Source organism: Shimia sp. R11_0 (genome assembly GCF_017744035.1).
Lineage (GTDB): Bacteria > Pseudomonadota > Alphaproteobacteria > Rhodobacterales > Rhodobacteraceae > Shimia > Shimia marina.
On record NZ_JAGHQY010000008.1, the window covers coordinates 32,848 to 46,635 of the forward strand.

Below are 13,788 nucleotides of genomic sequence, written 5' to 3' on the forward strand. Positions count from 1 at the left end.
TTTGGCACAATCTGCGAGTGGATTTCTGCGGCATTGGCGTATCTTATCTGATGTAGAAGGCGAACAGGAAATACGAGAGGCAGCCAATGCAACTGATCGTGGATGGAAAAACGCATGAAGTGGATGTCGAGGATGACATGCCTCTTTTGTGGGTGTTGAGAGACGAGCTTGGCATCAAAGGTGTGAAATACGGCTGTGGTGTCGCTGCTTGTGGGGCCTGCACGGTGCATGTCGATGGTGTGGCGGTGCGGTCTTGTCAGACGGTTCTGTCCGATGTGGAGGGCGAGATCACCACAATTGAAGGATTGGGACAGCCAGAGGCACTATATGCGGTTCAAGAAGCTTGGATTGAACATCAGGTGGCGCAATGCGGGTATTGCCAGTCGGGGCAGATCATGCAGGCGGCCTCTCTGTTGGCTGAGACACCCAATCCAAGTGATGCAGAGATTGATGAAGCCATGTCTGGCAACCTGTGTCGTTGTGGCACCTATCCCCGTATTCGTGCGGCCGTGAAAACAGCAGCAACAAAAATTCAAGGAGCGTAAGTGATGGGCAAGGTTGGAAAAATTGCACGCCGCAGCTTTTTGATTGGCGCAGCTGCCGTGGCTGGAGGTGTGGCGTTTGGGGTCTACAAGGTCCGCACACCTTATGAAAATCCGCTGAAAAATGATCTGGCGGATGGTGCGGCGACATTTAACCCCTGGGTCGTGATTGATGGCAACGGTATCACCCTGATTACGCCACATGGCGACAAGGGACAGGGTGTGGCGCATGCGCAGGCGGCGTTGATTGCGGAAGAACTGGACGTTGAATTTGGCCAGTTCCAGATCGATTTTGGTAAACCGGACAAAGCTTATTGGAACCGTGCGCTTGCGGCGGATGGGGCGCCCTTCATGGCGACGGATGAAAGCTTTGCTGCGGAAGCCACGCGAGGCGTCATGGGCGGTATGATGAAGTTACTGGGCATGCAGCTGACGGGCGGGTCCACAGCCATGCCTGACAGTTTTGACAAGCTGCGAGAGGCCGGCGCGGTGGCGCGGGAAACTCTGAAGCTGGCGGCCAGCACGAAGACCGGCGTACCGGTGGCACAGCTGAAGACAGCCCAAGGGGCAGTGATTCTGCCAGATGGCAGCACGCTTGCTTACACGGATCTGGCTGCGGAGGCGGCAGAGCTGGAGCCTGTCACAGACATTCGCCTACGCGCGCCCGCGCAGTGGCGGCTCATTGGGAAGCCGATGAACCGTATTGATATGGTTGCAAAATCAACAGGCACCTTGGCCTATGGTATCGATGTGGACATCGATGGCATGGTGCATGCCGCCGTTATGTGTAACCCGCGCCAGGGCGGGGCTTTGCTGAGCTACGATGCCAGCGCCGCGAAAGACATGCGGGGCGTTCAAGAGGTGGTTGAGGTGACTGGCGGTGTCGCGGTTATCGCCGACAACACTTGGCGCGCCATTCAGGCTGTGCAGGCGATTGATGCCGAGTGGGGGGAAGCGCCTTACCCTGCCGAGCAGGAGGATCATTGGGCAGCGATTGAAGCCTCTTTTAATGAGACGCATCTGGACAAAGAATGGCGCAACGAGGGCGATGTTAGTGCAGCGCTTGCCGGTGGCAAAGCGGTCGAGGCAGAGTATCGCGTGCCCTATGTGGCGCATGCACCTTTAGAGCCGCTCAACGCCACTGTTCTGGTTGAAGATGACAAGGTGACCGTATGGACCGGGCACCAAATTCCACGCATGTTGCAGGATCTTGTGGCTAAAATTACCGGGCACAGCGCCGCGCAGGTGGATTTGGTCAATCACTTTATGGGGGGCAGTTTTGGACATAGGTTGGAATTCAAACATGTTGAGCTGGCTGCTGAAATTGCCAATCAGATGCGCGGAACGCCGGTTAAACTAACCTATAGCCGTGAAGAGGACTTTGCGCATGATTATCCGCGCCACATTGGCATGGCGCGCGGTTCCGGGGCCGTCAAAGATGGCAAAGTGATTGCCATGGATCTGGAGGTTGCCACGCCGTCGGTGGTTGCATCTCAAATGGGACGCGCAGGGGTGACAGTGCCGGGCCCAGATATGCAGATTGCAGCCGGTGCATGGAATAACCCTTATGGGTTGGAAAACTTCCGCATGCGGGCGTATCGCGCACCAGAGCTTGCGCCGGTGTCGAGCTGGCGCTCTGTTGGGGCGTCGGCTGGCGGGTTCTTTTTTGACAGTCTGTTGGATGAGCTTATCCATGAGGCGGGCGCGGACCCTCTGGAAGAACGTATTCGTCTCATGCAACATGACGTCAGCCGCAAAGTGCTTGAGGCCGTGGGGGAAATGTCAAACTGGGGCAGCCCCTTGGGGCCGAACAAAGGCAGGGGCATCGCCTTTGTCGAGAGCTTTGGGGTTCCGACCGCGGAAGTGATTGAGGTGACCAATACGGAAGATGGCATCACCATCGACAAAGTCTGGGTCGCCGCAGATGTGGGGACAGTGATCGATCCTGTGAATTTTGAAAATTTGGTACAGGGTGGAGTTGTTTTTGCCCTTGGCCATGCGATGAACAGTGAAATCACCTATTCCGATGGGATGGCAGAGCAAGCCAACTATTGGGACGCAGAGGGCATGCGCATGATGCAATGCCCTGAGATCATGGTGCGCGGTCTGGAGAATGGGGCTGCGGTGCGCGGCGTCGGAGAGCCGCCAATACCTCCGGCTGCGCCGGCTCTGGCCAATGCGATATTTGCAGCAACCGGACAGCGCATTCGCGAGTTGCCTCTGTATCATCACGTCGATTTTGTATGATCTGAAAAGCCCGCCATTCTGGCGGGCTTTTTGTGAGTTGGGGCTAACTGGCAGTAAAGTTTGACGCGCGTTTTTCGAAAAACGCAGCGCGCCCTTCTTTGGCATTGTCGCTGGCCATGAGTTGGGGTTGCACGTTGCGTTCGTAGTCCAGCGCGTGATCAAGGCGACCGGAATCAAAAGCTTTGATGGCGCGCAGCGCCTCCGGCGCGAGGGTGTTCAGATGCTCGGTGAGCTCCAGTGCTGCCTTCAGAGCCGTGCCATCTGCGACCATTTCATCGATCATGCCGTAAGAGAGTGCGGTGTCTGCGGTGAGGGGTTTGGCATAGAGCATGATTTGTCGGGCGCGCGCCTGTCCGACGCGGGCGGGCAGAGAGGCAAGAAGGCCATAGTCCGGAATCAGGCCAATCTTAGGGAACGCCGACATGAACCTTGCGGATTCACTCGCAACAACCGTGTCACAGAGCATCGCCAGCGCCAGACCAGCACCGGCGGCCCAGCCTTCAACAGCGGCAATGACGGGAACCGAGGCGCCGGTGATTTGATTGACCATGCGTTTGACATGTTCAAAGTTGATCCGCTTTAAACGCATAGGTGCATCCATTGCAGAAATGTCTCCGCCGGATGAGAAATTGCTGCCAGCACCTGTCAGAATGATGGCGCGAAATGATGGATCAGCCTCAACCTCGACCAATACTTCTGAGAGCGCTTCTCGAGTGGACGCTGAAATGGGGTTGAGGCGGTCGGGATCATTGAGTGTGACAACCATCGTATGGCCGATACGCTCTTTGATAATTGGGGGCGTGGTCATGTCTGGCTCCGGTCTTGATCGCATGGGTTCGCACAGCTTAGGGCATCTTCTTATACGGGCAAGCTCGGCTGCTTTGCCCAACGCCGCGTCATCTCTTTTGGAAAATGTGTCCTTGATATAGCCGGTTCTGACGGATTGCGGGTTCCTTGGGCTGGAACGTGCGGGTAGTCTGCGGTGGGGATTTGGGGTGAACTATGGGCGACATTCGTAGAATTTTGCATGTCGAGGATGATCCCGACATTCGGGAGATCGCGCTTTTGGCGCTTTCAGATCTTGGGGGCTTCGACGTTTTGCAATGCGCCAGTGGCGCAGAAGCAGTGGCACATGCCGAAGGATTTGCGCCGGAGCTATTGCTGCTTGATGTTATGATGCCGGGGATGAGTGGATTTGAAACCTTGGCCGCCCTGCGCAAGATAGCGGGATTAGTGCAGACACCCGCCATCTTCATGACGTCCAAGGATGTGTCATCACAGCAGCATTTTGAGATACATTCGACTGCCATCGGGGCCATCCAAAAACCATTTGATCCCGTGCGTCTCCCTGATCAGTTGCGACAGATCGTAAGCGATGCTCAGGGCATTTGAGCAAAGCTGTCGGTGTAAATGACACGGTTGAGCTCCTGTCTCAGCAAGTCGGCGGTTTGCAAAACCTTTCTGAGATATTGATCTGTGGGGGCTTGAGTGAGACAGGCCTCAAGGCATGTTTCTGTGTGTCGCGCCACTTCACCAAGCTGAGCCAGCCCATAGGTGGCGCTTATTCCGGCGAGTTTGTGGCTGGCCAGATGGAGTTGTCTGAGCTGTAGAGGGCAGGGGCCGGATTTAGAGAGCGCGCCTGTCAGGGACGCAATTTCGGCTGCCCGTTCTGGCAGGCCCGCGAGGAACCGCCGCTTGAGGGCTATGAGACCGCTTTGAAAATCATGCGTCGTCATAACGGATCTCCTGGCGTTTGGTGTCATTTTGACCGCTGCTCTCAGGGTCTGTGTCGCACAGAGGAAAAGTCGCAAAGAAGCGCGTTCCTTCACCCGGCGCACTTTCAAAATCAATGGAGGCTCCATGATCTTCCACAATCTGGCGGGCGATCGAGAGACCCAGCCCTGTACCGTCGAAATTCCTCGAATCTGACGTGTCGACCTGTGCGAATTTGTCAAACACGAGGTGTCTGCTGTGGTCGGGAATGCCAATGCCGTAGTCGCGCACTTCCAGAACTGCACAGCCATCGGAGAGCCGCGCGCCAAGTTCCACATAGCCGCCGGCATGGGAAAACTTGACTGCGTTGGACAGCAGGTTGTCGAGAACCTGCATCATGCGCTCATGGTCGGCGCGAATGGTCAGAGGGACGTCTGATGGAATTGTTCGCACCGAAATGTCGAACTGATCCGCATAGGGAGTAATGGATAGCAGCGCATCATCGAGCAGATCCTGCACATCTACCGGCGCAAGATGATAAACCATCTTGCGGGCTTCCATTTTTTGAATATCGAGAAGGTCATTGATGAGCTTGGCCAAGCGTTTGCTGTTTTTATGCGCGATCTCCAGCATCCGGTCTGCGCTTTCCGGGTTCTTTGATAGGTCGCTTTCGCGCAACAGGGTGAGAGAGCCGGTGATTGATGTCAGTGGGGTGCGCAGCTCGTGGCTTACAACGGAGACAAACTGGGATTTGATCTCATAGCTCTCACGAGCGCGGTCGCGTTCCGTGCGCAGATCATCAAGCTGATCCAGGGTGCGCTGATACATGCGCAAGAAAATCGTTGAACATTCCAAGACAAAATAAAGCACGAACAGAGAGGTGGCGAAGTGCATCCACATCTTGGATTGAAATGTGGCCGTATGTGTGACGATGTCATAGGCAGGAATGAAGATGAACAACGCGCCATAGCTGACGAGCCGCAAGGCAAGAATTTGAGGGATCTGGTGATTGTTCACAGCCGCAAACAGCCCGGCGGCGAACAAGAAGAACAGTGAGGTAAAATGCTCTGTTGGGCCTTCCAATCGTGCCAAAAGCAAAGTGAACGTCGCTATGGACATGGCTGAGAGGCCATTGGACAGAAACAGAAGCTTCAGCAGTTTGTGGCTGTATCTCAGAGAATGATCTGTGCGGTTTATCACCCTGTAGCAAACGGCACTGTCAAAAAGATCTGCGGTTTGCACCAGCAGATAGCAAAATGCTGCCAGCGGCCAAGAGTAATAGAATCCACAGAGAAAGCCTGCGCCTGCGTAGATTCCTTGACGTTGCCAAAACAGCACCACGCCGCCAGTTGCAAAATCGTGGATCTGTTGCTTGAGCCGCCGGGAGTCTTCTATGTTTGGAGGCCGTTTGGGTGCCAGCAGACGCACTCGTTTGGCGATCGCTGACAGGAGTGGCGACCTGAGTGTCCGGTGTTTGGGGTGTTCAGTGTGCATTCTGCGACATCCGAAAAAACAAGCGTGTGGAGGCTGCACCTTCTGTGCATCTTCTGACATTTTAAGCTTTCGAATGTGTTCTGAACGTGTTCAGCCAGCGACACTATTGGGGTTTATCAGTTCGGACGTGCCGAGAGGGGCGCCTGAAATACGCGACCTTCATGTTCAAGACCCACCTGTTCGCTGAAGTGCACAAAGTCGAGCAATTCGAAGGTGGTGTCTACGTGACCGCGGTGATGGGGGACATAACCGGACTGATCAAAGGTGCCGGTGGCTTCAATCACATCCCCTTGAGAGACGGTTTTGCGAAACCGTTCTATCAGCTTCTTGTCGCGCACGGTGAAGCTAACGCGCTTGGGGTAGCGGAAGCCAGGAGCCTCTGCATCAGTTGCGGCTGATGCGGATATGTCCACAAGAAGTTTTGGTTCCGGCTCAGAGAGCAAAAGCGTGTGAGCAATCTCACCCTTTACATGAAAGTTCAGAAAATACGCCTGCATATCTGTCCCTAGTATTGCGCCCAAGCCGTGGGCGGAGGTTTGGCCAACCCTGCGCGTGTAAGGTGGCAATTTGGTGGTATGGGCTGGGAAATTTCGCGATTGTCAGGTCGCTTTGCCCCAGCGTCCCCTGAACCTCGGTGCAATTGGTTGATAGAGAGTAAATTTTTTGCACTGACTTCATATAAAATTGCAAAAACTGTGTTCACAAAGTAGAAACTATGAGGAAAGTTTTAGTAGTGAACTTTTTCAGTAGATGTTGACTCAAATTTGTGGCTCAATCGTCTCATAGGTGTATTGGGATTGGTGGGGTCCACGCGGCTAGGTTGTTTGTTTTTTTGGTCAAAAACCACCCATGCCTGTAGTGATTTAAGATTTGTGTTTGTGGACGAGGTATTTGTCTGGGGTGTTTTGGGGCGCTCCCGTCCCCAGTCCTGTGTTGTATCCAGTGGGTAGGGTTAGTGATACGGCGCGCGCCAGAATGGCCGCGTTTGAGTGCCAGTGTATTTGTTTGAATTAGGGGCAATACTGTATCCGGAGAACCGATGGATATGCTGACGACGACCTTGTCGTTCGAGAACATGCACAAGCATGGCGAACTGATGGTCAACTTACTTAGGGCGCGCAAACAGTCCTTTATTGTTCAAAATAATTGGGACCTGCCAGAAGTGGCGGGTATGGAATACGATCAATATGATACGCCTGCGAGCAGCTGGATCGCGGTGCATGAGGGGGAGCGCGTTCTTGCAGGTGTGCGCCTCACGCCGACAACTGCACGTTGTGGGATGTACTCCTACATGGTGCGTGATGCTCAGAAGGGCATGCTCGAGTCGATCCCGACGCATCTGCTTTATGAAGAGGCGCCGATTGATCCGCGTGTATTGGATGCAAGCCGGGTCTTTGTGGCGCGAGATGTGCCTGCACAACGGCGTCGCGAGGTGCAAACCCGCCTGATGCGTAAGCTTATCCAAACGGCCCGTGCTATGGAGGCGAGGCAAGTGATGGGGTTGGTGCCCGCTGTCTGGCCGCGGTGGATCAGGCCGTTGGGGCTAATTGCTGAGCCAGCCGGGCCGGTGATGAAAATCGACGGGCAACCTGTGCAGGTTGCCCGTATGGATCTTGATCGCACGCGGCATTGATCCGCAGCTCAGCTGAAGGCAGCTATAGCTGGTCGTTGATGGGTTTCGTCGCGCAGCGCATCCTGCAGAAGGTGTTCGTATGCGCGGCGTTCCATTTCAGTTTGAAAGCCAGTGCCTGGGTGTAGGCGCACAGACTTGCGCAGATTCACAATGCCTTTGGTGTGATCATTGGCGCGCGCTTCGGCACTGAGTGCTGCTTTTTGCAGCGCGCCAATGGCACCGCAGCGGGTTAGAGAGAGCATACTGAAGCGCTCTCCGACGTTTACCGAACTCTGTAGCCCGTCCATCTGAGTTGAGGGTACGTAGGTTAGCCGTTTGTTGAGCTCAACTTCGATGCGAGATTGAGAAAATGCGGCAGCACGCGGTATGACACAGAGGAACAGACCATCTCCTCTGTAGGTTGCCACAACACTGTTTTCAGCAATCACAGACATCATTTCGCTTGAAATGTCCGTCAAGAGTTGGCGGAAACCGATCGCCGGAAGTGTTTTATAGGCGGTTTCGATGGTGTTGATCTTGACCGCAAATGCGGCGTTGCGCATCAGATCTCCTCGGGTGAGATTTATCAGGTGATTTTCAAAGGCGACGTAGCCCAGCACCTGTGTCACGCCTGTGATTTCAATTGGCTCTTCCAGGCTGTGACTTGTGCTGTGAAGCAGGTCACGTTTCAGGGATGCCATTTCCGAAGCCTTGACCGCTAGTCTCTGATGTTCTGAAACAAGGCGACTGGCCACTGAGATCCGGCTGAACAGTTCCAGAAAATCAAAAGGTTTGGTGACATAGTCTGTCGCCCCTGCGGCAAATGCTGCATCGATATATTTTTTCTGCGACATTGCTGTCAGCATGAGGATCGGTGTGTTGGCATGCCCCCGCGTTTTGCGAATTTTTCGCGCAAGGGTGATGCCATCCATAACCGGCATTTGAATGTCCAATAGGAAGCAATCAAACGGAATTTTTGCTTTGGCAATGGCCCGGATGGCTTCCGGTCCAGATGGTACGGTGACGATCTGATGAGTGGTTTTGGCGGAGACTGCTTCTGTTAGAAGTTCCCTGATGCTTTCATCGTCGTCGACGGCCAGTATTTTCATCGCTCAGCCCCTTCTTTGGCTGCTGTGATCCAGAACGCATGAAACTCAAACCCACGAGTTGGACCGACATTCTGTCATCCAACAGCACGTACTGTGCAGTGGGATTGCGTCCACAAATGGGCGAAAGGGGGGCTTGGATGAAAAAATTAAGTAATTGTTAACCACGGTTTTTAGGGTGGTTTTTAGGGTGGTTTATGGGGTGGTACCGGTAGTGCTGGGCTAAATATGGCGGGAGTTTGGCATGACTGCGCCAAATTAGACCTTGTATCGGAGCGTATGCGATTTTCTGTGTTAAACGAATTTGCGGAAGATCTTTGTTTGATCAAACATGTCTTCTAACGTGCTCATACGGGATTTGGTGCGATCCCAGCTGGCTTCCTGCACCGCAGCGATCAGCGTTTCGGATAGCAACATCATAGCCACTGTGGAATCCCAAGCCGAGGGGGCCTCGATTCTGCAGTTCAGGGACACATCCGCATATTGACTGATCGGGCTTTGCCATTGATCTGTGATTAGAGCGATTTTCGCGCCCTGTGCCTTGGCGATCTCGGCCAGCCGCAGAGTTGAGTTTTCGTAGCGGCGGATATCATAGATCAGCACAACGTCACTTGGCTGGATGTCCAGAAGGTCATGGGGCCAGGCATTGGACGTCGAGCGGATGTGGCGCACGCGGGCGCGGATCACCTGCATATGTAAATGCAGATACTCGCTCAGTGCATGGGTGATGCGACCGCCCGTGATGTAAAGCGCCTGACTTTCATCTGCCAACATCGCTGTCAGATCGTCAAACTGTTTGGGATCAACGTTGGCGAGGGTCTGCCGGATATTGCTGATGACGGAATCCGTGAAGCGATTGAGGATATGTTCCTCGGGTGCGCTTTGTGCCCAGCTTTCGTGTTTGGCAATCGGATTGGAGAAACGTGCCTCCACTTCTATGCGCAGGGCGTCTTGAAAATCAGGAAACCCGCTGTAGCCCAGCTTTTGTACCATACGCGCCACGGTGGGGGTGGAGACAGATGCTTTGTCCGCGAGGCGTGTGATCGAGCCCATGCCCGACATCGGGTAATTCTCCAGAATCACACCTGCCAGCTGACGCTCAGCCCGGGTCAGGCTTTCATATACTCTCTTGATCTTTTCCTGCGCGGTGTCTGCCAATGAACTGCCCATTCCCTAAGCGATTTTTGTAATCATAGTTTCATATGTGAAAAAAAAGAAGAGATAGTTTCAGAATAATTATTGACAGGCGCACACCTCCTGAAGAAGTTTGTTCATCAAAGGGGGCGTCAAATGACACTGGAAGACCATGAGGCGGTAGATGTTGTGGGGAGCGTTGCGCCCTGCGATGTGATGTTTGTGTGTGAGCACGCATCAAACCATTTTCCCGATGAGTTTGGGGATTTGGGGCTGTCTGACGATGCAAAGATCAGCCATGTTGCTTGGGATCCGGGTGCCTTAGCCCTTACCAAGGAATTGGCAAGCCGCTTTGAGGCGACCTATGTCGCCGGTGCTGTGTCCCGGTTGCTCTATGACTGTAATCGCCCACCGGAAGCCGAGAGCGCCATTCCGACGCGTAGCGAAATTTTCGATATCCCGGGGAACGAAGGCCTGGATACCGCTGCACGGACGGCGCGTGTCGAACAGATCTACAAGCCGTTTCGCGCTGCGACAGAGCAGACGATGGAAATGGTGCATCCCAAGGCTCTGGTCACTGTGCATTCCTTTACGCCTGTGTTTCACGGCAAACCGCGCGCTGTTGAGATTGGCATTTTGCATGATCGCGATACCCGCCTTGCGGATGCCATGCTGACGGCGATGAAAGGGGCGGAGTTCAATGTGCAACGTAACGAGCCTTATGGGCCCGAGCATGGGGTGACACACTCTCTCAAAACATATGCTTTGCCGAGTAAAACGCCTAATGTGATGCTTGAGGTACGCAATGACCTGCTGAGAGAACCAGAAGCGATTGCCAAGATGGCGGATACCATCGCGGATGCGTTGCGGGCAGGGCTGGCGTCGCTTGCTGCTGAAAATGCACAGCGGGGAGCGCAGTGATGCCGGGGTTTGTGAAGCTCTTCATTCGAGGGGTAGACGGCTTTAACCGCCGCATCGGCCGCTTCATGATGTATGGCATCTTCGCCATGATGGCGATTTTGCTCTGGTCCTCCTTTTCAAAGACGTTTCTGACGCCGTCTTTGTGGACGTTGGAAATGGCGCAGTTTGCGATGGTTGCCTATTACATTCTGGGTGGCCCATATTCGATGCAGATGGGCTCCAATGTCCGCATGGATCTGTTTTACGGGGAATGGACATTGCGCCAGCGCGCCATTGTGGATGCGATCACAGTGTTCCTTCTGATGTTTTACATTGCGATCCTGATCCATGGGGCTGTTGGGTCCAGTGCCTATGCGCTTGGTCACTTTGGGGTGGAGCCCTATGGCTTTTACTGGGAGTTGATCACCGCTTTTGTGACAGGTGGTCGTGAGGCGGCAAGTGAAGTGATTGGCTATATCGAACGCAGCCCGACAGCGTGGCGCCCGGTGCTGTGGCCGATCAAACTCATCATGCTTTTTGGCTTTATTCTGATGTTCTTACAGTCGGTTTCTGAACTGCTCAAAGACATCGCGCGCATTCGTGGGGTGGACTACTGATGTCTTACGAAATGATCGCCATTCTGATGTTCTCGACCATGATGCTGATGCTCATGACCGGGCAGCGGGTCTTTGGCGCAATTGGATTTGTGGGTGTTCTGGCAGCGGTGCTGCTTTGGGGTACAGGGGGATCGGATATCGGTTTCTCTGCGGCGATGAAGCTGATGAAGTGGTATCCGTTGCTGACGCTGCCGATGTTCATCTTCATGGGCTATGTGCTGAGCGAAAGCAAAATTGCCGACGACCTTTATAAGATGTTTCACGTCTGGATGGGGCCTGTGCGGGGCGGTCTTGCGATCGGGACCATCCTGTTGATGGTTCTGGTTTCGGCAATGAACGGTCTCAGCGTGGCGGGCATGGCCATTGGTGCCACCATTGCGCTCCCAGAACTGCTCAAGCGGGGCTATGACAAACGTATGGTGACGGGTGTCATTCAGGCGGGATCCAGCCTTGGCATTCTGGTGCCCCCGTCTGTTGTGCTCGTTCTCTACGCCATGATCGCGCGCCAGCCGGTGGGGCAGCTTTGGCTGGCCGGGGTATTTCCGGGCCTGATGATGGCGGCGATGTTCATCCTGTATGTGGTGATTCGCTGTCGTCTGCAGCCCGAGCTGGGCCCGGCGCTGCCGCAGGCGGATCGGGACATTTCCCGCGCCGAAAAGATGAAGCTCTTGCGCGCGGGCCTGCTGCCTCTGGTGATCTTTGCCACCATGATGGTGCCCTTTGTGAATGGGTGGACATCGCTTGTGGAAAGCTCCGCCATTGGCGCCATCACTGCTTTTGTGGCGGCTGTTCTGAAGGGGCGTATGACCCGCGAAGTCTTTGAAAACTCCGTGCGCTCGACTTTGGGCATCTCCTGCATGTTCATGTGGATCATTCTGGCCGCGCTTGGGTTTGGCGCGGTGTTTGATGGTCTGGGCGCGGTGAAGGCGATCGACAGCCTGTTCACGGAACAGCTGGGCCTGGATCCTTGGATGATCCTCATTCTGATGCAGCTGAGCTTTATCATCATGGGCACCTTTCTGGATGACACCGCGATGCTGGTGATTGTGGCACCGCTCTATGTGCCGCTTGTGAAAGTGTTGGGCTTTGATCTGATCTGGTATGGCGTGCTCTATACGATCACCACACAGATCGCCTATATGACACCGCCCTTTGGCTATAACCTCTTCCTGATGCGGGCCATGGCCCCCAAGGAAGTGACGCTGAAAGACATTTACCGCAGCATTGTGCCCTTTGTGGCGGTCATGGTTCTGGCGCTGACGCTGGTCATGATCTTCCCTCAGATCGCGCTGTGGCTGCCGGACTATGTTTACGGAAAATAAGAAATCAACAGAGCGCCGCAAACGGGGCCAGATTCAACAAGGAGAGTAAGAGATGACAACAAGACGTAAGTTTCTTCAAACCGCTGGCGTTGGCGCCATGGCCGCACCTCTGGCGGCACCGGCGCTGGCATCCGGCACAATCAAATGGCGCATGCAGACCTATGCGGGGTCTGCTCTGGCCGCGCATGTGATTGATCCGGCGATTGAAATGTTCAACAAAATTGCGGGTGACCGCATGCAGATTGAGCTTTTCTACGCGGATCAGCTGGTGCCAACTGGTGAGCTATTCCGTGCGATGCAGCGCGGCACGATTGATGCGGTGCAGTCTGATGATGACTCCATGGCCTCGCCCACCGAAGTGACCGTGTTTGGCGGCTACTTCCCATTTGCCTCCCGCTACAGCCTCGATGTGCCGGTCCTGTTCAACCAATATGGTCTGAACGAAATCTGGGATGAAGAATATTCCAAAGTGGGCGTGAAGCACATCAGTGCCGGCGCATGGGACCCTTGCCATTTTGCCACCAAAGATCCGATCAACTCTCTCGCGGATCTGAAAGGCAAGCGGATCTTCACCTTCCCAACTGCGGGCCGCTTCCTGAGCCAGTTTGGTGTGGTGCCTGTGACCCTGCCATGGGAAGACATCGAAGTTGCGATGCAGACTGGTGAGCTGGACGGTGTGGCCTGGTCGGGCATCACCGAAGACTACACTGTGGGCTGGGCAGATGTGACCAACTACTTCCTGACCAACAACATTTCTGGCGCATGGGCTGGCAGCTTCTTTGCCAATATGGACCGCTGGAATGAGTTGCCAGAAGACCTGCAGACTCTGTTCCGCGTCTGTACCGATCAGTCGCACTACTATCGTCAGTGGTGGTACTGGGGCGGCGAAGCCAATCTGCGTGTCAATGGCACCAAAATGCAGCTGACCTCCATCCCTGATGACGAATGGGCACAGGTGGAAACCGCTGCTGTGAAGTTCTGGGATGAAATCGCAGCGGAAAGCCCGACCAAGGCAAAAGTTGTGGAGATCTTCCGCAAGTATAACGCAGACATGCAGGCGGCCGGTCGCCCCTACCGCTACGGTTAAGATCGGCTCTGTGC

At 54.6% G+C, this 13,788-nt stretch carries 14 protein-coding genes; 8 read left to right on the forward strand and 6 right to left on the reverse strand.

Translation table 11 applies throughout. The features are described from left to right. The first annotated feature begins 86 nt into the window (after nucleotides 1–86). Both J7382_RS15705 and J7382_RS15710 read left to right on the forward strand, forming a co-directional pair. On the forward strand, nucleotides 87–545 hold the full coding sequence (locus J7382_RS15705; RefSeq protein WP_209069967.1) for a (2Fe-2S)-binding protein: 459 nt from the start codon (nucleotides 87–89) through the stop codon (nucleotides 543–545). 3 nt (nucleotides 546–548) lie between these two features. Further along, on the forward strand, nucleotides 549–2,789 hold the full coding sequence (locus J7382_RS15710; protein WP_209069968.1) for a molybdopterin cofactor-binding domain-containing protein: 2,241 nt from the start codon (nucleotides 549–551) through the stop codon (nucleotides 2,787–2,789). 43 nt (nucleotides 2,790–2,832) lie between these two features. Here the strand turns inward: J7382_RS15710 and J7382_RS15715 are convergent, their stop codons facing one another. After that, nucleotides 2,833–3,597 carry an enoyl-CoA hydratase-related protein gene (locus J7382_RS15715; RefSeq protein WP_209069969.1) on the reverse strand — a complete coding sequence of 255 codons (765 nt, stop codon included), beginning with the start codon at nucleotides 3,595–3,597 and terminating at the stop codon, nucleotides 2,833–2,835. Nucleotides 3,598–3,791: 194 nt separating this feature from the next. Here J7382_RS15715 and J7382_RS15720 point away from each other — a divergent pair, with 194 nt between their 5' ends. Then, on the forward strand, nucleotides 3,792–4,181 hold the full coding sequence (locus J7382_RS15720; protein WP_058240355.1) for a response regulator: 390 nt from the start codon (nucleotides 3,792–3,794) through the stop codon (nucleotides 4,179–4,181). Here the strand turns inward: J7382_RS15720 and J7382_RS15725 are convergent. The 3 genes from J7382_RS15725 to J7382_RS15735 form a co-directional block, all read right to left on the reverse strand. Continuing rightward, nucleotides 4,169–4,525, reverse strand: a complete 357-nt coding sequence (locus tag J7382_RS15725; protein WP_209069970.1) for an Hpt domain-containing protein — start codon at nucleotides 4,523–4,525, stop codon at nucleotides 4,169–4,171. The genes J7382_RS15720 and J7382_RS15725 overlap by 13 nt on opposite strands. After that, nucleotides 4,512–5,996, reverse strand: a complete 1,485-nt coding sequence (locus J7382_RS15730) for a HAMP domain-containing sensor histidine kinase (RefSeq protein ID WP_209069971.1) — start codon at nucleotides 5,994–5,996, stop codon at nucleotides 4,512–4,514. Before J7382_RS15730 ends, J7382_RS15725 begins: the two co-directional genes overlap by 14 nt. Nucleotides 5,997–6,112: 116 nt before the next feature. Continuing rightward, on the reverse strand, nucleotides 6,113–6,493 hold the full coding sequence (locus J7382_RS15735; protein ID WP_058240358.1) for a hypothetical protein: 381 nt from the start codon (nucleotides 6,491–6,493) through the stop codon (nucleotides 6,113–6,115). Nucleotides 6,494–7,035: 542 nt separating this feature from the next. On the opposite strand from J7382_RS15735, the gene J7382_RS15740 reads away from it, so the two are divergent. Then, nucleotides 7,036–7,629, forward strand: coding sequence for an acyl-homoserine-lactone synthase (locus J7382_RS15740; RefSeq protein ID WP_348540042.1), 594 nt, complete (start codon nucleotides 7,036–7,038; stop codon nucleotides 7,627–7,629). 8 nt (nucleotides 7,630–7,637) lie between these two features. Here J7382_RS15740 and J7382_RS15745 read toward each other — a convergent pair whose 3' ends face one another. Both J7382_RS15745 and J7382_RS15750 read right to left on the reverse strand, forming a co-directional pair. Next, complete coding sequence (locus J7382_RS15745; RefSeq protein WP_058240359.1) at nucleotides 7,638–8,717, reverse strand: response regulator; 1,080 nt, start codon at nucleotides 8,715–8,717, stop codon at nucleotides 7,638–7,640. A gap of 291 nt (nucleotides 8,718–9,008) precedes the next feature. Further along, on the reverse strand, nucleotides 9,009–9,884 hold the full coding sequence (locus J7382_RS15750; protein ID WP_209069972.1) for a MurR/RpiR family transcriptional regulator: 876 nt from the start codon (nucleotides 9,882–9,884) through the stop codon (nucleotides 9,009–9,011). Between the two features lie 120 nt (nucleotides 9,885–10,004). Between J7382_RS15750 and J7382_RS15755 the strand changes: the two genes are divergently transcribed. From J7382_RS15755 to J7382_RS15770, 4 genes are read left to right on the forward strand one after another with little or no spacing between them, the layout of a single operon-like run. Continuing rightward, entirely contained in the window at nucleotides 10,005–10,769 is a 765-nt protein-coding gene (locus J7382_RS15755; protein ID WP_209069973.1) for an N-formylglutamate amidohydrolase, read from the forward strand. Continuing rightward, nucleotides 10,769–11,365, forward strand: coding sequence for a TRAP transporter small permease subunit (locus tag J7382_RS15760; RefSeq protein ID WP_209069974.1), 597 nt, complete (start codon nucleotides 10,769–10,771; stop codon nucleotides 11,363–11,365). The genes J7382_RS15755 and J7382_RS15760 overlap by 1 nt, the downstream gene beginning before the upstream one ends. Further along, complete coding sequence (locus J7382_RS15765) at nucleotides 11,365–12,687, forward strand: TRAP transporter large permease subunit (RefSeq protein WP_058240363.1); 1,323 nt, start codon at nucleotides 11,365–11,367, stop codon at nucleotides 12,685–12,687. The genes J7382_RS15760 and J7382_RS15765 overlap by 1 nt, the downstream gene beginning before the upstream one ends. 52 nt (nucleotides 12,688–12,739) lie before the next feature. Continuing rightward, complete coding sequence (locus tag J7382_RS15770) at nucleotides 12,740–13,774, forward strand: TRAP transporter substrate-binding protein (RefSeq protein WP_058240364.1); 1,035 nt, start codon at nucleotides 12,740–12,742, stop codon at nucleotides 13,772–13,774. Nucleotides 13,775–13,788: the final 14 nt, after the last annotated feature.

Excerpts from the sequence above, each read along its gene's own strand:
- J7382_RS15765 (WP_058240363.1), top strand. The coding sequence starts at position 11,365 with ATGTCTTACGAAATGATCGCCATTCTGATGTTCTCGACCATGATGCTG.
- J7382_RS15770 (WP_058240364.1), top strand. The coding sequence starts at position 12,740 with ATGACAACAAGACGTAAGTTTCTTCAAACCGCTGGCGTTGGCGCCATG.
- J7382_RS15755 (WP_209069973.1), top strand. The coding sequence starts at position 10,005 with ATGACACTGGAAGACCATGAGGCGGTAGATGTTGTGGGGAGCGTTGCG.
- J7382_RS15750 (WP_209069972.1), bottom strand. The coding sequence starts at position 9,884 with ATGGGCAGTTCATTGGCAGACACCGCGCAGGAAAAGATCAAGAGAGTA.
- J7382_RS15760 (WP_209069974.1), top strand. The coding sequence starts at position 10,769 with ATGCCGGGGTTTGTGAAGCTCTTCATTCGAGGGGTAGACGGCTTTAAC.
- J7382_RS15745 (WP_058240359.1), bottom strand. The coding sequence starts at position 8,717 with ATGAAAATACTGGCCGTCGACGACGATGAAAGCATCAGGGAACTTCTA.
- J7382_RS15705 (WP_209069967.1), top strand. The coding sequence starts at position 87 with ATGCAACTGATCGTGGATGGAAAAACGCATGAAGTGGATGTCGAGGAT.
- J7382_RS15730 (WP_209069971.1), bottom strand. The coding sequence starts at position 5,996 with ATGCACACTGAACACCCCAAACACCGGACACTCAGGTCGCCACTCCTG.
- J7382_RS15740 (WP_348540042.1), top strand. The coding sequence starts at position 7,036 with ATGGATATGCTGACGACGACCTTGTCGTTCGAGAACATGCACAAGCAT.
- J7382_RS15720 (WP_058240355.1), top strand. The coding sequence starts at position 3,792 with ATGGGCGACATTCGTAGAATTTTGCATGTCGAGGATGATCCCGACATT.
- J7382_RS15725 (WP_209069970.1), bottom strand. The coding sequence starts at position 4,525 with ATGACGACGCATGATTTTCAAAGCGGTCTCATAGCCCTCAAGCGGCGG.
- J7382_RS15710 (WP_209069968.1), top strand. The coding sequence starts at position 549 with ATGGGCAAGGTTGGAAAAATTGCACGCCGCAGCTTTTTGATTGGCGCA.
- J7382_RS15715 (WP_209069969.1), bottom strand. The coding sequence starts at position 3,597 with ATGACCACGCCCCCAATTATCAAAGAGCGTATCGGCCATACGATGGTT.
- J7382_RS15735 (WP_058240358.1), bottom strand. The coding sequence starts at position 6,493 with ATGCAGGCGTATTTTCTGAACTTTCATGTAAAGGGTGAGATTGCTCAC.